The sequence below is a fragment of the Kribbella hippodromi genome, assembly GCF_039531045.1.
In the GTDB taxonomy this organism is placed as follows: domain Bacteria; phylum Actinomycetota; class Actinomycetes; order Propionibacteriales; family Kribbellaceae; genus Kribbella; species Kribbella hippodromi.
Window position 1 is genome coordinate 226420 of the sequence record NZ_BAAAPH010000012.1, and the last position, 18037, is coordinate 244456.

An 18037-nucleotide genomic window follows, 5' to 3' on the forward strand; every position below is an offset into this window, starting at 1 on the left:
ATGACCTGGAGTACGGCAGACATCCCGGACCTGACCGGACGACGGGCGCTGGTGACCGGCGCTACCAGCGGACTCGGGTACGAGACCGCGCTGGAACTGCTCCGGCACCGCGCGGACGTGGTGATCGCCGCGCGCAACCCGGTGAAGGCAGCTGAAGCGGCCCGGACACTCACTGCGAAGTCCGGCAAGGAACCGGTTGTACTGGAGCTCGATCTGGCTGATCTGGCCAGTGTCGCGCGGGCGGCCGACGAAGTGACGAAGGCTGACGACCGGCTGGACCTGCTGATCAACAACGCCGGGGTGATGGCGCCGCCGTACCGGCAGACCATCGATGGGTTCGAGCTGCAGCTCGGTACGAACCACCTCGGGCACTTCGCGCTGACCGGGCGACTGCTGCCGTTGCTGCTCCGGACGCCGGGCAGCCGGGTGGTGACGGTGAGCTCGTTCATGCACAGGACGGTGACGGGGATTGCTGAGGAGGACCTGCGGCGGCCGGCGGCCGGGTACCGGAAGTGGGAGGCGTACGGGAAGTCGAAGCTCGCCAACCTGCTCTTCATGCTGGAACTCGATCGGCGGGCGCGCGCGGCCGGGGTTGATCTGATGAGTGTGGGCGCGCATCCCGGGTACGCGGCGACGCACTTGCAGGCTGCTGGTCCGGAGTTGGCCGGACGCGCTTTGCAAGCACGGGTCTGGGGTACGGCGAGCCGGCTGATCGCACAGTCCGCCGCGGCTGGTGCCTGGCCCAGCTTGTACGCGGCGACGTACGCCGATCTGCGTCCTGGTTCGTTCGTGGGGCCGAGCTTCCTCGAATACCGTGGTATACCAAAAATCGTGCTGCCGACGCGGACCGCGCAGGACCCGGAGCTGGCGCGGCGGTTGTGGGACTGGTCGGTCGAGGCGACCGGAATCGGCCCAGCACTCACCGTACCGAAGTAGTGACACAGCGACAGATTTGCGATTAGCCTCCGCTGGCATGAACCTCAGCCGCCGGGGATTCCTCGGCTTCGCCGCCGCCCTCGCTCCGATCCACCAGCTCGCGACCCGCGAGGCCCCGGAGCCACGGCCGCGCCGGACCGGCACGATGTACCTCGGTACGTATGGTGCTGGTGTCGGTATCGCGTCCTATGACGCCGACGGGAAGATCGCCGCGACCGGGACAATTGCCGACGTGCCCAATCCGTCCTTCATTATCCGGTCGGGTAACTTTCTGTACGCGGTCAACGAGCAGGATGCCGGCGCGGTCACCGCCATCGATATCTCGGGTACGCCGAAGGTGCTGAATCGTCAATCCACCAAGGGATCTGGGCCTTGTCATCTGGCCAAGATCGGCAATCAACTGGTCACCGCGAACTACGGTTCCGGCGATGTCTCGGTGCATCCGATCAACGCCGATGGGAGCCTTGGGCAACCAACTGATCTGGTCAAGCACGAGGGCTCCGCGCCGCATGCGCACCAGATCGTTGAGGCCGGGGAGTACGTGCTGGCGGTCGATCTCGGTACCGACTCGATCTACTCGTACACGCTGGCCGGCGGGAAGCTCGCGCTGAAGCATCAGGCGAAACTCGCGGCCGGAGCCGGTCCGCGACATTTGGTATACCATCCGTCGGGCCGGTACGCGTACGTGGCGGACGAGCTGAACAGCACGGTGACGATCTGCGGGTACGACGCCGGCGTCTTCACCGTGCTGAAGTCGATCCCTGTGGCGACAGGCAAGAACTACCCGGGTGAGGTGGTGATCTCGGCCGACGGGCGCTTCGTGTACGTCACGAATCGCGGCCATAACAGCGTGTCGATCTTCCGTACGGTCCGCGGCGGCGCCGACCTGGAGCTGGTTGGTATACCAAATTGTGGTGGGGATTGGCCGCGGCACTGCGCGTTCGACCCGGCCGGCCGGCTGTTGTTCGTCGCGAATCAGAAGTCGAACAACGTGGCCACGTTTTTGGTAGACCAAAGCACCGGCGGCCTGACGCAGACGAGCGATTTCAGTACGCCGACTCCGGTGTGCGTCGCCGGCTGGTAAGCGGCTGGTAGTCCCGTGCGCGCCGGGTGGCGTGGGGATGGCGGCGTTGGGAGGGCGGGGGTGGTTCGAGATGCGGATCCTTGTGTGACCCACGATCCTGGAGGTACCCCAGCCGACCCGCGGAGGTGAGTGCGATGGCCGCACCCAGCCAGGTCCTCGCCTCCCGGTCGACGCACGGCGTCCGGCTGCCGCGGTTCGGGCTCGGTGGTTCGCATCTCGGCCAGCCAGCGGGCGCTGACGGTGACGCGGGTGCGATCGCGACGGTCGATGCCGCGTACCAGGCCGGGATCAGATTCTTCGAGACGTCACCGGCGTATGGCGACACGGAGCGGAGGCTCGGTACGGCACTGAGCCGGCGCCCGCGAGCCGAACTCCTGATCGCCACCAGACTGCCCGCGACGGCTGAGCTGGGGACCGCGGCTGAGCTGGAGAGACTGATCCGGGAGAGCAATGAACGGCTGGGTCTGATGGCAGACCTGGTGCTCCTGGAGTCCACAGCGGAAACCGCGCCGCAGTCGGAGTTGGTGGTGGGGTTGGAGCGGGTGCGGCGGCTTGGGGCGGTGAAGCGGGTGGGCGTGGTTTCTGGGGATTGGCGCGCCCTGGAGCAGGTCGTGCGGGATGCGGAGCTGGATTGTGTTTTGCTGACCGGCGGGTACTCGTTGCTGGATCAGTCGGCTGGATCGTTGTTGGAGCGGTGCCGGGAGCTACAGGTGCCGGTGATTGTGTCGGGGGTGTTGACGCCGCAGATCCTGCAGGTGGAGAAGTCCAGTGAGCCGGATGGGGTGCGGGCGCGGCGGATCGCGGCGGTGTGTGAGCGGTACGGGGTGTCGTTGCCGCAGGCCGCGCTGGCGTTTCCGGGGCGGCATCCGGCGGTCGCGTCGGTGCTGATCGCGGCGTCGACGCCGGCGGAGATCCGGGCGGACGCGGCGCTGGTACGCCAACCGGTACCGCAGAAACTGTGGCAAGACCCCGAACTGACCCGCCTGCTGACCCATCCCGCCCACTGAACACAGCCCGACCACTCGGCAGCCAACCGCGGAACTGCCGAAGGCCGGGCAGACGGTCGGCTGGGCAGCCGATCGTTGGGCTGTCGGCCGTCGAGTATCACGAACCCGATCAAGCCGGTCGGGCTGCGGTGCAGCGATCCGGCTGCTGGCCATCCGGCCGCTGAACGTCGGGCCGCTGAGCATCCGGCCGGGGCGGCATGTGGTCGCTAGAACTTGTCGCCGGGGTTGGAGGGGGTCGGCGGCGAGCCGGTGCCCGGGGTGGTCGGGATGCCTGTGGTTGGAACTGGGGACGGCGTAGTTGTCGGCGTGCCGGTTGAGCCAGGCGGGGGTGTGGTCGGTGTGATCGTCACGGTCACCGTGTTGCTGGGCGATGGGATCACCGGTTCCGGCTCCAGTGGTGCGGCGTTCCGGAACAAGTACCAGGCCAGTACGACAGCCAGCGCCATGATCAACGCCATCGTGAGCAGCGCCCAGCCGAGCGCCCATCGTGAGGCCGGGCGGAGTGCGTTCGGCCAGGGGAGTGGCCAGATCCGGAACAGGCCCGGCCGGCGGCGGTTCTCCCAGTAGTGCCGGAAGTCAGGTCCGCGCCGAGCGCCGACCTGCGGGATTCGGTCCATCAGCACCGCGGACAGGATGTCCTCGCCGCGACGTTCCGCGATCAAACGCTCGTCGGACGCCGCACTCGAGCCGTCGTCCGAACGGATCGGGCCGATCGCGACCCAGAGCGCGAGGTCGCCGTCGTCGGAGTCGTTGTGGGCGAGTACCGCTTCCTCGGGCAGGTCGTCGACGGCGTACACGAAGCGGTCCCGGGCGGCCGCGTCGTCGGCGGAACCCTCGGTCATCATCGCGACGATCGCGTCCCGGCCGGTCTCGTCGCGGGCCGCGTACAGGTAACCGGCCGCGTTCGCCCCGAGCCGGCCGCGCAGCCAGAACTCGCCGACCCGCGGCGGATCCTCCGGCTCCAGCGGCAGCGCCGCCGGGATGTCCAGCGCAGGCGGCTGCTCCGGCAGGTCCGCCGGCTGCACCTCAGGCTTGGAGTCCGTCGCAGTCATCACCCCAATCCCACCACATCCCTGGTAGCACCCCCACCCCGCGCCCACCCGCGTACGCCCCGGTGATCGCACTTTGAGAAGCCACCGCGCACATTTCGCGCCCGGAAACACGGTGGCTTCCCAAACTGCGGCGCGGGCGGCGGGCGCGGCGGCGGGCGCGAGGCGTGGGCGGTGGGTACGAGCTGCGGGCGGTGTGGGCGGCGTCCGTGGGATGGAGCGGGGGTGGATTTGGGGTCGGAGGGGAGGATGGGGGAGTCCGTGGGGGTGCTGGCCCTGGGGATCTGATGGAATGGGCGGTGTTGTGGAGTGGGGAATGACATGGCCCGCGCGGGGCCCGGAAGGACAGGGATGACCGAAACCACGGTGCCGGCCGGAACGGTGGCTCAGCAGTCGCGGCTGGTCGGTGAGGCCATCGGTGAGGTCAAGCGGGTGATCGTCGGCCAGGAGCACATGGTCGAGACCCTGATGGTTTCGCTGCTGGCCAAGGGTCACTGTCTGCTCGAGGGTGTGCCGGGGGTCGCGAAGACGCTCGCGGTCCGGACCTTCGCGAGCGTGGTCGGCGGCAGTTTCGCGCGCATCCAGTTCACCCCGGACCTGGTCCCGTCGGACATCGTCGGCACCCGGATCTACCGCCAGACCCGCGAGACGTTCGACATCGAGCTCGGCCCGACCTTCGTGAACTTCGTCCTCGCCGACGAGGTGAACCGCGCGCCGGCCAAGGTGCAGTCGGCGATGCTGGAGCTGATGGCCGAGCGGCAGGTGTCGATCGGCGGCCAGACGTTCCCGATGCCGAAGCCGTTCATCGTGATCGCCACCCAGAACCCGATCGAGTCCGAGGGCGTGTACCCGCTGCCGGAGGCGCAGCGGGACCGGTTCCTGGTGAAGATCGATGTCCCGCATCCGCGCGGCCACGAGGAGTTCGAGATCCTCCGCCGGATGAGTGTCGACCCGCCGGAGCCGAGGCAGGTGCTGAAGCCGGAGACGATCCTGGAGCTGCAGCGCACCGCGGAGCAGGTGTTCGTCCACAATCTCGTCGCGGAGTACGCGGTCCGGTTGGTGATGGCGACGCGTACGCCGACCGACTTCCATCTGCCCGACCTGGAACCGATCATCGAGCTTGGTGTCAGCCCGCGCGCGACCCTGGGCCTGATCGCGGCCGGCCGGGCGCTGGCGCTGATCCACGGCCGCGACTACCTGCTGCCGAGCGACATCCAGACCGTCGCGCTCGACGTGATGGGGCATCGCCTCGGCCTGACCTTCGACGCGGTCGCCGACAACATCGACCCGCGCGCAGTCGTGGAGCGGATCCTGGCCACCGTTCCGCCGCCGCAGCCGGTCTGGCGTGACGGCGCCGACGGCACCGGCCGCCCGGAGTTCGTGTAGTGCCGAATCGCCCCGATCCACGAGCCGCGATGACGATTTCGCAGCTCGCTCCCGAGCGCGCGCTGCGGCGGCTGGAGCTGACCGTCGTACGCCGCCTCGAGGGCTATCTGCACGGCGAGCATCTCGGCCTGCTGCCCGGTCCTGGTACGGAGCTGGCGGAGGCCCGTGAGTACCAGGTCGGTGACGACGTACGCCGGATGGACTGGGCGGTCACCGCGCGTACGACGATGCCGCACGTCCGTGACCTGATCGCGGACCGGGAACTGGAAACCTGGGCGCTGGTCGACCTGTCCGGCTCGATGGACTTCGGCACGTCGACGCTGGAGAAGCGCGAGCTCGCGGTCGCGGCCGTCGCCACCGTCGGGTTCCTGACCCATCGGCTCGGCGACCGGTTCGGCGGGCTGATGCTCCGCGACTCGGCGCTGCGGCGCTGGCCGGCCCGCTCGGGGCGGCTCGCCTTGTACGGGCTGTTGCGCGCGCTCCTCGCGGAGCAGTTCAGCGGCAACGAGGAAGTACATCGCAGCGACTTGTCCGCGGCGCTGGAGTCGATGGCGCGTACGCAACGCAAGCGGGGCCTGCGAGTGATCGTGTCCGACTTCCTGACCCCGCAGGACGGTGAGGTGGCCAGCCAGGTCGAGCCGTCCTGGGAGCGCGCGATGCGGAAGCTGACCGCGCAGCACCAGGTGCTCGCGGTCGAGATCGTCGACCCGCGCGAGCTGGAGCTGCCGAACATCGGCGTCGTCACGATCGGCGACCCGGAGACCGGCGAGGTCCGCGAGATCGACACCCGGCGCCGGAAGGTACGGGATGCGTTCGCGGTGGCCGCACTGGCACAGCGGGAACGAACCCGGGCCGCCCTGCGTAGGGTAGGTGCGGGGCATCTGGTGCTGCGGACCGACCGCGACTGGGTCGCCGATACGGTGCGGTTCGTGCTGGCGTACCGGCGAGTCGCGCCCCGTCTGCACCAACCGCCGAAGGGAGTGGCCCGCTAGTGGAGTTCCTGTCTCCGGGGCGGTTGTGGTTCCTGCTGCTCATCCCGCTGATTCTCGGTGGGTACATCTTTCTCCAGCACCGGCGCTCGCAGTACGCGCTGCGCTTCACCAACATCGCGCTCCTCGACCGGGTCGCGCCGCGGCGACCGCAGTGGCGGCGGCATCTCGCCGTCGGGCTGGCGCTGATCGCCGCGCTGATGTGCATCGTGGCGTTCGCGCAGCCGAAGGACAAGGTCAAGGTGCCGCGGGAGCGGGCCACGATCGTGGTCGCGATCGACGTGTCGCTGTCGATGATGGCCACCGACATCGACCCGAACCGGCTCGAGGCGGCGAAGAAGTCGGCGAAGAACTTCGTCAACCAGCTGCCGTCCAAGTTCAACGTCTCGCTGGTGAACTTCGCCGGCTCGGCGTCGATCATCGTGCCGCCGACCACCGACCGGTCGACCGTACTGCGCTCGATTGACGGTCTGGAGCTGGCCGAGTCGACCGCGACCGGTGAAGGCATCTTCACCTCGCTGCAGGCGCTCACCCAGGTCCCGCCGGACCCCGAGCACCCGACCGAGCCCGCTCCGGCGCGGATCGTGCTGCTGTCCGACGGGAAGCGGACAGTCGGCCGGACCGCCCAGGAGGGCGCGCAGGCGGCGAAGGCGAAGAACACTCCGGTGTACACGATCTGCTTCGGCACCGACTCCGGGTTCATCGAGATGGACGGCATTCGGCAGCGGGTGCCACCGGACCGGACCGAGCTGCGGTCGGTCGCGGAGATCAGCGGCGGCAAGGCGTACACGGCGGAATCGGCCGGCGAGCTGGAGGACGTCTACAAGGACATCGGCTCCTCGGTCGGGTACGACGAGGTCGACAAGGAGGTCACCTCCCGGTACGCCGGGATCGCGATGCTCTTCACACTGGCGGCCGCCGGTGCGTGCATCGCCCTCGCCACCCGATTCCCCTGAGCGCTGATTCGCCTTGACACAAGTGATGTGGTTGACACGGCGAGGTTGCTGGTGTTTAGGGGAGTGGTGGGGCAAGATGGACCAGAGTTTCGCGGGTCGTCTTGTGATGCCCTGAGAGACTGACATAAGCACCGAGATCGACGGCCTGTTCGAGAACGCTGGGGAAGGCGCCCCTCGAGCACAGGAGGTCCCGGTGGCGACGACTCGTGGCGTTCTGTACGTCCACACGGTGCCGTCAGCGTTGTGCCCTCATGTCGAGTGGGCCGCGGGCGGCATCCTCGGCGTGCCCGTGAAACTGGATTGGACGCCGCAACCAGCGGCCCAGGGCACGTACCGGGCCGAGCTGTCCTGGCAGGCCGAGGCGGGTACCGCGGCCAAGCTGGCGTCCGCGCTGCGCGGCTGGCAGAAGCTGCGGTTCGAGGTCACCGAGGAGCCGAGCAACGGCGCCGAGGGCGAGCGGTACTCGTTCACGCCCACCCTCGGGGTCTTCCACGCGACCACCGGCGTGCACGGCGACATCATGGTCCCGGAGGAGCGGCTGAAGGCGGCCATGCTGAAGGCCGCCAGCGGCGAGGCCGACCTGACCGAGGAGGTCGAGCGGCTGCTCGGCCGGCCGTGGGACGAAGAGCTGGAACCGTTCCGGTATGCCGGCGACGGAGCGCCGGTGCGCTGGCTGCATCAGGTTGTCTAAGCAGTCCCTGAGAACTTCAGAAGAAAGCCGTGAAGGGCACAGCTTTTGCCGAACTTTTCGGTGAGACTGAGCATCAGACGTTGCACAAGGGTGGGAGGGGCCGTGGCCGCTGGGCCACCGGGTGTCGGGACACCCCCGGTGGTTGTGAACAACAGCGGCCGCACCACGTGAAGGGCGCGAACCTCAGGGTTCGCGCCCTTCAAGCCGTTAGAGGCAGTAAGCCGTTAGGGGCCTTAGAGCGGGATGTTGCCGTGCGCACCGCGGATCGGTCCGTCGGCAGCCGCTGCGGCAAGCGCGGCCGCCAGCGCCGTACGCGTCCGGGCCGGCTCGACGATCTCGTCGACCACCCCGATCTCCCGCGCCCGCTCCAACCCGCCCGCGATCTGCTCATGCTCGGCCGCGAGCTCCGCCTCGACCTGCGGCCGCAACTCCGGATCGACCTCGGCCAGCCTCCGCCGATGCAGCACCCGAACGGCCGCGATCGCACCCATCACGGCGACCTCCGCGCGCGGCCAAGCGAACACCCGGGTCGCACCGAGCGAGCGCGCGTTCATCGCGATGTACGCCCCGCCGTACGTCTTCCGGGTCACCAGCGTCACCCGCGGCACGACCGCCTCCGCGAAGGCATGCAGCAGTTTGGCGCCACGGCGTACGACCCCGTCCCACTCCTGACCGACGCCAGGCAGGTACCCAGGCACGTCGACCAGCACCACCAGCGGTACGCCGAACGCATCGCACATGCGGACGAACCGCGACGCCTTCTCCGCCGACAGCGCGTCCAGGCAACCACCGAGCCGGAGCGGGTTGTTCGCGATCACCCCGACCGTACGCCCGCCGAGCCGGCCGAGCGTGGTGACGATGTTCGGCGCCCAGCGCTGGTGGAGCTCAACGGGGGAGTCCTCGTCGAGCACTCCACCGACCAGCGGATGGACGTCGTACGCGCGCTTGGCCGACTCAGGCAGGAAGCCGGACAGGTCGGTGTCCGGGATCTCGGTCGAGATCGTGCCCTGGTTGGCAAGCAGGTCGGTCAGCCGCCGGGCCTGCTCCAGCGCGGCCGCCTCGGAGTCGGTGGTGATGTGTACGACGCCGGAGCGCCGCCCGTGCGGTTCGGGACCGCCCAGCCGGAGCATGTCGACGTCCTCGCCCGTGACCGAGCGCACCACGTCCGGTCCGGTGACGAAGATCCGTCCCTCCGGGCCGAGGATGACGATGTCGGTCAGCGCCGGACCGTACGCCGCGCCACCGGCGGCCGGGCCGAGTACGACCGAGAGCTGCGGGATCTTTCCGGAGGCCTGCGTCATCGCGTAGAAGATCTTGCCGACTGCATGCAGGCTCAGCACGCCCTCGGCCAGCCGCGCGCCGCCCGAGTGCCACAGGCCGATGATCGGCACCTGCTCGGCGCGCGCCACCTCGTACGCCTTGACGACGACGTCGCAGCCCTCGTCGCCCATCGCGCCGCCCATCACGGTCGCGTCGGAACAGAAGGCAACCACCGCCGCACCCTCGATCGTGCCTCGGGCCGCGACCATGCCGGAGAGGTTGTCCGGCGTGATCAGCTCCAGGCTGCCTGGGTCGAGCAGCGCGGACAGCCGGGTGACCGGGTTCCGGGGGTCGAGCTCACGCGCGACCTTGGCAGGTTTCTGCGGCGCGGCAGTGGTCATGACTACACCGACTTCCGGTTCATACCGACTTCCGGTTCATACCGACTTGAAGGCGATGGCGGCGTTGTGGCCGCCGAAGCCGAACGAGTTGTTCAGGGCCGCGATGTCGCCCTCGGGCAGCTTGCGCTGCTCGGTCGCGACATCCAGCTCGATCTGGTCGTCGAGCTTGTCGACGTTGATGGTCGGCGGCGACACCCGGTGGTGCAGGGCGAGCACGGTGGCGACCGACTCGACCGCGCCGGCGCCGCCGAGCAGGTGACCGATCATCGACTTCGGCGCGGTCGCGACGGCGTGGTCGGCGTCCTTGCCGAGCGCCTGCCGGATCGCCAGCGACTCGGCGATGTCGCCCTGCGGCGTCGAGGTCGCGTGCGCGTTGATGTGGAAGATGTCGGCCGGGGTCAGGTCGCCCTCGGACAGCGCCCGCTCCATCGCCCGGCGGGCGCCGGAACCGGTCGGGTCGGGCTGCGCGATGTCGTGACCGTCCGCGGAGATGCCCGCGCCGGCGAGCTCGGCGTAGATCTTCGCGCCGCGCGCCTTCGCGTGCTCGTACGACTCCAGGATCAGCACGCCCGCGCCCTCACCGAGGAGGAATCCGTCGCGGTCCACGTCCCACGGCCGGGACGCCTTCTCCGGGTCGTCGTTGCGCTTGCTGAGTGCCTGCATCATCCCGAACGCGGCCAGCGGCAGCGCCATGATCGCGCCCTCGGCGCCACCGGCGATGATCACGTCCGCGCGGCCGAGCCGGATCTGGTCGAGCCCGAGCCAGATCGCTTCGTTGCCGGAGGCACACGCCGAGACGGGCGTGTGGACACCGGCCTTGGCACCGAACTCGAGGCTGACGTACGCGGCCGAGGAGTTCGGCATCAGCATCGGGATGGCCAACGGTGAGACCCGGCGCGGGTTGCTCTGCAGGGCGTCGTAGTTCGACAACGTGGTGTGCAGGCCACCGATGCCGGAGGCAACGGCTACGCCGAGCCGCTCCTTGTCCAGCCCGGAGTCCGCCAGGCCGGAGTCGGCCCAGGCCTCCCGGGCGGCGACGAGGGCGAGCTGCGCGGTCCGGTCCAGCCGGCGTGCCTTCACCCGCTCGATCACCTCGGTCGGGTCGACCGCGGCCGGCGCGGCGATCTGTACCGCCAGGTTCTGCACCCACTCGTCGGTCAGCCGCCGGGCGCCGGAGCGGCCGGCCAGCAGACCTTCCCAGGAGCTGGCCACGTCGCCGCCGAGCGGGGTCGTGGCTCCGAGCCCAGTGATGACGACTCGGGTCTTCGACATGGTTACCTCATCCTTCACATCGGCGATCTGCGGTTGGGTGCGAGGGGTGGTGGTGCGCGTTCAGTACTGCGGTGTTGCCGGTGTTGCCGGTGTGGCCGCTGCGGTGCTCATCGAGCGGCGCCCGATGAGCACCCGGCCAGCACGGTGACGGCGTACGTCAGCCGTTCTGGGCGCGCTCGATGAACGCGACCGCGTCGCCGACGGTCTTCAGGTTCTTCACCTCGTCGTCGGGGATCTTCACGTCGAACTTCTCCTCGGCGGCCACCACGACCTCCACCATGGAGAGCGAGTCGACGTCGAGGTCGTCGGTGAAGGACTTGTCCAGCTGGACGTCCTCGACCGGGATGCCGGCGATCTCGTTCACGATCTCGGCGAGGCTGGAACGGATCTCTTCGGTGCTGGCCATCTCTTTGGTTCCCTTTCGGATTTCTGCTGACTTACCGCCGGGACAGCCATCTGAACCGCCCCGGACAACTATGGACTACGGAATCCGGACCACCTGCGCCGCGTACACCAGCCCGGCGCCGAAGCCGATGATCAGCGCGAGGTCGCCGCTCTTGGCCTCGCCGGACTCGCGCATCGCGGTGATCGCGAGCGGGATCGAGGCGGCGGACGTGTTGCCCTGCCGCTCGATGTCGCGGGCGACCTTGACGTGCTCGGGCAGCTTGAGCGCCCGGCGCATCGCGTCGGTGATCCGCATGTTCGCCTGGTGCGGTACGAACAGGTCGAGCTGCTCGGCCTTCACCCCGGCGACGTCGAGCGCCTGCTGCGCGGTCTTCGCCATCTCGAACGACGCCCAGCGGAACACCGGGTTGCCGTCCATCGTCAGGTGCGGCCAGTTGTAGGTGCCGAACACCTCCTGCCAGGACTCCCGCTGGCTGATCACCTGGTGCTGCGTACCGTCCGAGCCCCACACCACCGGGCCGATGCCCGGTTCGTCGGCCGGGCCAACGATCGCGGCGCCGGCGCCGTCGGCGAAGATGAACGCGGTGCCCCGGTCGGTCCGGTCGGTGATGTCGCTGAGCCGCTCGACGCCGATCGCCAGCACGTACTTGGCGCTGCCGCCGCGGACCAGGTCGTTCGCCATCGCGACGCCGTAGCAGAAGCCCGCGCAGGCGGCCGAGATGTCGAACGCGGCCGCGGTCGGGGCGCCGACCTGGACGGCGACCTGGGTCGCGATCGCGGGCGTCTGGTACAGGTGGGTGACGGTGGCGACGATCACGCAGCCGATGTCGGCCGGGTCGATCCCCGCCTCCGCGACCGCTTCCTTCGCGGCGTTCACCGACATCATCAGTACGGTCTCGTCGTCGTCGGCCCAGCGGCGTTCCTTGATCCCGGACCGGGTCTGAATCCACTCGTCACTCGAGTCGATCTGCTCCAGGATCTCCGAGTTCGGTACGACCCGCCGCGGCCGGTACGACCCGATCCCGAGGATGCCCGCGTACGCCGCGCCGGTCGATGCGGTGATCATGCGTTGCCTCCGGCCGGGTGGAGGCGGACCAGGGGCTGGCCGGGGGCGACGGGATCGCCTTCTTCGGCGAGCCACTCGACCACGATGCCGCCGTGCGGCGCGGTCACCGCCACCTGGTCGCGCAGGCTGTCGACGGTCGCGACCACTTCACCGGCCTCGACCTTGTCGCCGGCCTCGCGGCGGGTCTGCCCGGCGCGGGTGAAGGTGCCCTTGATCGGCGCCACCAGCAGCCGCCAGGTGGGCGAGGCGTCGATCTCGGACGGGCTGCCGTGCTTCTCGACGAACGCGCGCGCGTCGTCGAGCTGGTCCGGGGTCTTCAGCGCGAACGTCTCGACGCCCTTGAGCGCCCGCCGCGCGATCCCGGTCAACGTCCCCGCCGGGGGCAGCTCCAGGATGCCGGTCACCTCGAGCTCGGACATCGTCTGCATGCACAGGTCCCAGCGGACCGGCGCGTTCACCTGGGTGACGAGCCGGCGCAGTACATCCTGACCGTCGTGGACGACATGCCCGTCCCGGTTGGAGATCAGGCGCGTACGTGGGTCGTGTGTACTGATCGCGGTCGCGTACTTCGCCAGCGTCTGCACGGCCGGCTCCATGTGCCGGGTGTGGAACGCACCGGCCACCGACAGCGGGATCAGCCGGGCCTTCGCCGGCGGGTCGGCGGCCAGCGCGGCCAGCTCGTCAACGGTGCCGGCGGCAACGATCTGGCCGGGGCCGTTGTCGTTCGCCGGGGTCAGGCCGTGCTCGGCGAGCTTGGCCAGCACCTCGTCCCGGTCGCCACCGAGGACGGCCGTCATCGAGGTCGGGGTCAGCGCCGCCGCGGCGGCCATCGCCTTGCCGCGCTCGCGGACCAGCACCATCGCCTGCTCGGCGGTCAGGACACCGGTGCCGGCCGCCGCGGCCAGCTCACCGACGCTGTGCCCGGCCACCGCGCCGACCTTGGCGAACGCGTCGGCCGGGTGCGGGAACACCGCCAGCGCGGCCAGCATGCCGGACGCGACCAGCAGCGGCTGCGCGATCGCGGTGTCCCGGATCGTGTCCGCGTCGGCCTGGGTGCCGTAGTGGGCGAGGTCGAGACCGGCGACCGCGGAGAGCCAGTTCAGCCGGCTCTCGAAGACGGGGTCGGCCAGCCACGGCTCGAGGAATCCTGGGGTCTGGGCACCCTGACCGGGTGCGACGATGACGAGCACGTGACAACTCTCCCTCAGCCGGGCCCGCCGCGAGCCGCACGGCGAGCACGAATTCTACCGGGCTGCTTTTGTGGACATCCTACAAACCCGGGCTGCCCGGCTCGGGATTGAGCAGGCGGCCCAAGGTCAGTGCGACACGTAGTGTGAAACTGTCGCGCGGATTCAGTGGGTTGTACCCGGTGAGGTCGGTCACACGCTTCAGCCGGTACCGGACGGTGTTGGCGTGGATGAACATCGCCCGCGCCGTCGCCTCGATCGAGCCGCCGGAGTCCAGGCACGCCGAAACCGTGCCGAGCAGGACGCCATCGCCCGCCGTGAGCGGGGCGTACACCTCGGTGGCGAGTTGCCGGCGGGCGTGGCCGTCTCCGGAGAGTGACCGTTCCGGGAGCAGTTCGTCGGCCTGGACCGGGCGCGGGGCATCCGGCCAGGCGGGCGCGGCCCGGAGCCCGGCGATGGCGGCCCGGGCCGAGGTGACGGCGGCGGTCAGATCCTTCACCACCGGCCCGACCACGATCGGCCCAGGTCCGAACAGGTGCGCGAGTTTTTGTACGATCTCCACAGGTTTGCTCGTACCGCCGAGTACCACCACCAGGCGGTCACCCTGAACCGCACACAACGCATCCGCCCCAGCCTCCCGAGCCGCATGACGCACCGTGTCCGCAACCCGCGCACTCCCCAGCCCGCCGTCACCCCCTGCACGCCCACCCGGCTCACCCATCCCGCCCGCACTCGCACCGCCGGGCACATCTGCGGTGCCCGCGCTGCCCGAGGTGCGTGCGGTGCCTGCGCTGCCCGAGGTGCGTGCGGTGCCCGCGTTGCCCGAGGTGCGCGGGGCGCCTGCGGTGCCCGGGGCGCGCGGAGCAGGCGCGGTTGTCGCGGGGATCGGGGTGTTCGCGCCGGCGGGCACAGGCGGGGAGTCGGCGCTGTGCAGCTCGCTCGGGGTGCTTGCGGTGCTCGGGGTGCCGGGGCCGGTTCCGGGGGTTTGCGCTCGGCCGACGACGACTGCTACCTCCGCCGAGCCGGTGGTGCCGACGGCGGCGGTCCAGCCGAGGGCGGAGGCTCGGGAGCGGACCGACTCGTCTGTTTCACCGCGGATCACCGAGTCGACCAGCAGTGCCTCCAGCCGGGCGTCCCAGGCACCGCGCATTTCGGCCGCCTGCGCGTACACGGTCGCGGCGGCGAAGGCGACCTCGCGCGCGTACCGCTGGATCGCCTCGTGCACGATCGGTACGTCCGCGGGCGGCAGCAGCGTACCGATGGTGTTCTCGATCGTCTCGATCGTGGTCCGGACCAGGTCGACGGTCTGGTGCAGCGAGATCACCCGGGTAAACTCCCGCGGCGCCGACCCGAAGATCCGGGTCGGCATCGACGAATGCGCCCCCGGATCACGGAACCACTCGACGAACGCCGAGATCCCGGACTGCGCGACCAGCCCGATCCACGACCGGTCCTGCGCCGACAGCTTCCCGAACCACGGCAGCTTCGCGTCCATCGCCGCCATCGCAGCCGTCGCCAGCGCCCCGGTAGCCCCCTGCAGCCGGTCGGCCCGCGCTCGATGCCCCTCTGCCACCACCCCCCGACCCTAACCCGCGCCCACCCACGTACGAGATGGATATCCACCCGTCTGGTGGGTTCTCCACTGGCATACCGGTGGAGAACCCACCAGAGCGGTGGATATCCACTGCAATGATGGGGGTATGACGGACAAGGCGGGTGTGGATCACGCGGTCGCGGCGTTGCGGGCGATCGGGTACTACCTCGAGCGGGACCGGCAGCCGACGCATCGGGTGAAGGCGTACCGGCGGGCGGCGGACACGATCGCGGCGCTGCCGGCGTCGGAGGTGCGGGCGCGGCGGCGGGCCGGGACGCTGACCGAGCTGGCCGGGATCGGGCCGAAGACGGAGGCGGTGATCGTCGAGGCGATGGACGGTGCCACCCCGGCGTACCTGGTCAAGCTGGAGGAGGCGGCCGGTGAGCTGACCACCGCGGGCAACCGGATGCGGGCGGAGCTGAAGGCGGACCTGCACCTGCATTCGGAGTGGTCCGACGGCGGCAGCCCGATCGAGGAGATGGCGCGTACGGCGCATCGGCTCGGGCACAAGTACATGGCGCTCACCGACCACTCGCCGCGGCTGACCGTCGCCAACGGACTGTCCCGCGAGCGCCGTCTGCAGCAGCTCGAGGTCGTTGCCGAGCTCAACAAGAAGCTGCAGTCCGAGCTCGACGGCTTCACGATCCTGAACGGGATCGAGGTCGACATCAACGAGGACGGCACGCTCGACTGCGACAGCGAGATCCTGGCCCGGCTGGATGTCGTCGTCGCCAGCGTGCACTCGAAGCTACGGATGGCGGCCGAGCCGATGACCGAGCGCATGGTCCGCGCGATCGCCAACCCGCACGTGGACGTGCTGGGCCACTGCACCGGTCGCCTGATCACCGGTGGGCGTGGCACCCGGCCGGAGTCCGAGTTCGACGCCGAGGTGGTCTTCGAGGCCTGCCGTCAGTTCGGTACGGCGGTGGAGATCAACTCCCGGCCTGAGCGCCTCGACCCGCCGAAACGCCTGTTGTCGCTGGCCGTCGAGATGGACTGCGTGTTCTCGATCGACACCGACGCGCACGCGCCTGGTCAGCTCGACTGGCAGGTGTACGGGTGCGAGCGCGCCGAGGACTGCGGGGTCACCCCGGAGCGGGTGATCAACACGTGGGACCAGCAGGAACTCCTGGAATGGACGGCATCATGAGCGATCTCGAGAAGGACCCGGCGGAGGTTGTCGGTACGGGCGATTGCGAAGGTCCCGTACTGGAGATGCTCGAGGCCCGTGAGGTCGTGCTCGGCCGGACCACGAAGGTACGCCGCCTGCTGCCGAACAAGAATCGCCGCATGGTCGGCGCATGGTGCTTCGTCGACCACTACGGGCCCGATGACCTCACGAAGCGGGTCGACTCGTATGACGTACCGGGGGAGCGTGGGATGCACGTTCCACCGCATCCGCATACCAGTCTGCAGACGGTGAGCTGGCTGTTCGAGGGCGAGATCGAGCATCGGGACACGGTCGGGTCGCACGCGTTCGTCCGGCCGGGTGAGTTGAACATCATGACCGCGGGCAACGGCATCGCGCACTCCGAGGTGTCGACGCCGGATGCGCCGCCGATGCTGCACGGTGCGCAGTTGTGGGTGGCGCTGCCGGATTCGGTCCGCGCGACGACTGCGCCGGCCTTCAATGCGTACGCCGATCTCCCGACCGTCGCGTTCGACGGAGCGCAGGCGACTGTGATGATCGGTACGGTCGCGGGGGTCACATCGCCCGCCCCCGCGTTCACTCCGCTGGTCGGCGCGGACATCACCATCGAGCCGGGGCGTACGCTCGCGCTTCCGCTGACGCCCTCGAACGAGTACGCAGTACTTGTTGTCGAAGGCACGCTTTCGGTCGGTGACCTCACGCCCGGGTTCGGCGAGCTGGCTTACTTCGGGTCCGGTCGCGAGTCGATCGAGCTGGTTGCTGCCGACAACGGTGTGCGGTTCCTTCTGCTCGGTGGTGAGCCGTTCGAGGAGGAGCTGGTGATGTGGTGGAATTTCATTGGCCGTACCCATGAGGAGATCGTGGCTGCGCGCAACGACTGGCAGGCGGCGATCGAGGCTGGTGGCAACGACCGGTTCGGGATGGTGCCCGGCTACGACGGCGATCCGTTGCCGGCTCCGCCGCTGCCGGGGACCACGCTCAAACCGCGGCCGCGTTCTCGCTGACCTGGTCGCGGGTGCCCGGTCGCAGGACGTCGCGGCGCCGGCGGTAGTACGCCCAGGTGAGGACGAGCAAGGCCGGTCCCCACAGGTTGAGCGGTGAGTAGCAGGCCAGCATCAAGACCTTCCAGCCGGTGCTTTCGAACGGGATGAAGTGGCCGGTGTACGCGTCCCGGAAGCCGTACGTCCAGATCGCGATCAGCGAGAGCGCACCGAGCGTGGCCGGGATGATTGCCGCGTACGGGTGGACGCGCCGGCCGCCGATGAACGGAATCCACCGCGGCACGACCTCGCCCCAGCGGCTGACCATCCCGAGCGCGGTCAGGGCGATCAGCTCGGAGAAGATCGTCAGGCCGACCACGTACACCTTGTCGCCGGCGCCTTCGAGCAGGGTCGGGGTGCCGTTCGCGTCGACCAGGCCCATCGACGAGCCGAACACCAGGCCGAGGCGCCAGAGCCCGGACGGCAGCACCATGAACGGGATCAGGTGGGCGAGCCGGTAGGCCCAGCGCGGGACGGAACGCTCAGTCGTTTTCACACTCCGAGCTTCCGGTATACCAACCGCCCCGTACCTCACCCACAGGAGTGAACCCCCTCCCTCCAGGG

Annotated in this window: 17 protein-coding genes; 9 read left to right on the top strand and 8 right to left on the bottom strand. The window is 69.5% G+C overall.

Annotation, left to right across the window (positions count from 1 at the left end; translation table 11 throughout):
* The 3 genes from ABD260_RS20175 (at position 1) to ABD260_RS20185 (ending at position 3027) form a co-directional block, all read left to right on the top strand.
* The gene (locus tag ABD260_RS20175; protein ID WP_344235153.1) at positions 1–936 is read left to right on the top strand and encodes an oxidoreductase; all 936 of its coding nucleotides are present in this window, start codon (positions 1–3) and stop codon (positions 934–936) included.
* Between the two features lie 37 nt (positions 937–973).
* On the top strand, positions 974–2020 hold the full coding sequence (locus ABD260_RS20180) for a lactonase family protein (RefSeq protein WP_344235154.1): 1047 nt from the start codon (positions 974–976) through the stop codon (positions 2018–2020).
* 134 nt (positions 2021–2154) lie between these two features.
* Positions 2155–3027 carry an aldo/keto reductase gene (locus tag ABD260_RS20185; protein ID WP_344235155.1) on the top strand — a complete coding sequence of 291 codons (873 nt, stop codon included), beginning with the start codon at positions 2155–2157 and terminating at the stop codon, positions 3025–3027.
* 206 nt (positions 3028–3233) lie between these two features.
* Here ABD260_RS20185 and ABD260_RS20190 read toward each other — a convergent pair whose 3' ends face one another.
* Positions 3234–4079 carry a hypothetical protein gene (locus ABD260_RS20190; RefSeq protein ID WP_344235156.1) on the bottom strand — a complete coding sequence of 282 codons (846 nt, stop codon included), beginning with the start codon at positions 4077–4079 and terminating at the stop codon, positions 3234–3236.
* A gap of 348 nt (positions 4080–4427) precedes the next feature.
* Between ABD260_RS20190 and ABD260_RS20195 the strand changes: the two genes are divergently transcribed.
* The 4 genes from ABD260_RS20195 to ABD260_RS20210 all read left to right on the top strand — a co-directional run bounded on the left by ABD260_RS20195 (position 4428) and on the right by ABD260_RS20210 (position 8098).
* Positions 4428–5462 (top strand): AAA family ATPase, encoded by a 1035-nt coding sequence (locus ABD260_RS20195; protein ID WP_319038181.1) that lies wholly within the window; start codon positions 4428–4430, stop codon positions 5460–5462.
* Between the two features lie 29 nt (positions 5463–5491).
* Positions 5492–6454, top strand: a complete 963-nt coding sequence (locus tag ABD260_RS20200) for a DUF58 domain-containing protein (RefSeq protein ID WP_344235157.1) — start codon at positions 5492–5494, stop codon at positions 6452–6454.
* Positions 6454–7407 carry a VWA domain-containing protein gene (locus tag ABD260_RS20205; RefSeq protein WP_344235158.1) on the top strand — a complete coding sequence of 318 codons (954 nt, stop codon included), beginning with the start codon at positions 6454–6456 and terminating at the stop codon, positions 7405–7407. Before ABD260_RS20200 ends, ABD260_RS20205 begins: the two co-directional genes overlap by 1 nt.
* Positions 7408–7600: 193 nt before the next feature.
* The gene (locus tag ABD260_RS20210) at positions 7601–8098 is read left to right on the top strand and encodes a DUF3145 domain-containing protein (RefSeq protein ID WP_184834333.1); all 498 of its coding nucleotides are present in this window, start codon (positions 7601–7603) and stop codon (positions 8096–8098) included.
* Between the two features lie 233 nt (positions 8099–8331).
* On the opposite strand, the gene ABD260_RS20215 is transcribed toward ABD260_RS20210, so the two are convergent.
* The 6 genes from ABD260_RS20215 to ABD260_RS20240 all read right to left on the bottom strand — a co-directional run bounded on the left by ABD260_RS20215 (position 8332) and on the right by ABD260_RS20240 (position 15265).
* Positions 8332–9759, bottom strand: a complete 1428-nt coding sequence (locus ABD260_RS20215; protein WP_344235159.1) for an acyl-CoA carboxylase subunit beta — start codon at positions 9757–9759, stop codon at positions 8332–8334.
* A 36-nt stretch (positions 9760–9795) separates the two neighbouring features.
* The gene (gene fabF / locus ABD260_RS20220; RefSeq protein WP_344235160.1) at positions 9796–11031 is read right to left on the bottom strand and encodes a beta-ketoacyl-ACP synthase II; all 1236 of its coding nucleotides are present in this window, start codon (positions 11029–11031) and stop codon (positions 9796–9798) included.
* 157 nt (positions 11032–11188) lie between these two features.
* A complete protein-coding gene (locus tag ABD260_RS20225) occupies positions 11189–11437 on the bottom strand; it encodes an acyl carrier protein (protein WP_130380551.1) in 249 nt (82 codons plus the stop codon).
* A gap of 75 nt (positions 11438–11512) precedes the next feature.
* Complete coding sequence (locus ABD260_RS20230; RefSeq protein ID WP_344235161.1) at positions 11513–12502, bottom strand: beta-ketoacyl-ACP synthase III; 990 nt, start codon at positions 12500–12502, stop codon at positions 11513–11515.
* Positions 12499–13692 carry an acyltransferase domain-containing protein gene (locus ABD260_RS20235; protein WP_344235162.1) on the bottom strand — a complete coding sequence of 398 codons (1194 nt, stop codon included), beginning with the start codon at positions 13690–13692 and terminating at the stop codon, positions 12499–12501. Before ABD260_RS20235 ends, ABD260_RS20230 begins: the two co-directional genes overlap by 4 nt.
* A 79-nt stretch (positions 13693–13771) precedes the next feature.
* Positions 13772–15265: a PucR family transcriptional regulator gene (locus ABD260_RS20240; RefSeq protein WP_344235163.1), complete on the bottom strand. Its 1494-nt coding sequence runs from the start codon at positions 15263–15265 to the stop codon at positions 13772–13774.
* Between the two features lie 124 nt (positions 15266–15389).
* Between ABD260_RS20240 and ABD260_RS20245 the strand changes: the two genes are divergently transcribed.
* The gene (locus ABD260_RS20245; RefSeq protein ID WP_344235164.1) at positions 15390–16433 is read left to right on the top strand and encodes a PHP domain-containing protein; all 1044 of its coding nucleotides are present in this window, start codon (positions 15390–15392) and stop codon (positions 16431–16433) included.
* On the top strand, positions 16430–17437 hold the full coding sequence (locus ABD260_RS20250) for a pirin family protein (protein WP_344235165.1): 1008 nt from the start codon (positions 16430–16432) through the stop codon (positions 17435–17437). Before ABD260_RS20245 ends, ABD260_RS20250 begins: the two co-directional genes overlap by 4 nt.
* Here ABD260_RS20250 and ABD260_RS20255 read toward each other — a convergent pair.
* Positions 17412–17969 (bottom strand): hypothetical protein, encoded by a 558-nt coding sequence (locus tag ABD260_RS20255; protein WP_344235166.1) that lies wholly within the window; start codon positions 17967–17969, stop codon positions 17412–17414. The genes ABD260_RS20250 and ABD260_RS20255 overlap by 26 nt on opposite strands.
* Between the last annotated feature and the right edge of the window lie 68 nt (positions 17970–18037).

Coding starts and splice junctions, on each gene's coding strand:
- ABD260_RS20175 (WP_344235153.1), top strand. CDS start 1: ATGACCTGGAGTACGGCAGACATCCCGGACCTGACCGGACGACGGGCG.
- ABD260_RS20180 (WP_344235154.1), top strand. CDS start 974: ATGAACCTCAGCCGCCGGGGATTCCTCGGCTTCGCCGCCGCCCTCGCT.
- ABD260_RS20185 (WP_344235155.1), top strand. CDS start 2,155: ATGGCCGCACCCAGCCAGGTCCTCGCCTCCCGGTCGACGCACGGCGTC.
- ABD260_RS20190 (WP_344235156.1), bottom strand. CDS start 4,079: ATGACTGCGACGGACTCCAAGCCTGAGGTGCAGCCGGCGGACCTGCCG.
- ABD260_RS20195 (WP_319038181.1), top strand. CDS start 4,428: ATGACCGAAACCACGGTGCCGGCCGGAACGGTGGCTCAGCAGTCGCGG.
- ABD260_RS20200 (WP_344235157.1), top strand. CDS start 5,492: ATGACGATTTCGCAGCTCGCTCCCGAGCGCGCGCTGCGGCGGCTGGAG.
- ABD260_RS20215 (WP_344235159.1), bottom strand. CDS start 9,759: ATGACCACTGCCGCGCCGCAGAAACCTGCCAAGGTCGCGCGTGAGCTC.
- fabF (WP_344235160.1), bottom strand. CDS start 11,031: ATGTCGAAGACCCGAGTCGTCATCACTGGGCTCGGAGCCACGACCCCG.
- ABD260_RS20225 (WP_130380551.1), bottom strand. CDS start 11,437: ATGGCCAGCACCGAAGAGATCCGTTCCAGCCTCGCCGAGATCGTGAAC.
- ABD260_RS20230 (WP_344235161.1), bottom strand. CDS start 12,502: ATGATCACCGCATCGACCGGCGCGGCGTACGCGGGCATCCTCGGGATC.
- ABD260_RS20245 (WP_344235164.1), top strand. CDS start 15,390: ATGACGGACAAGGCGGGTGTGGATCACGCGGTCGCGGCGTTGCGGGCG.
- ABD260_RS20250 (WP_344235165.1), top strand. CDS start 16,430: ATGAGCGATCTCGAGAAGGACCCGGCGGAGGTTGTCGGTACGGGCGAT.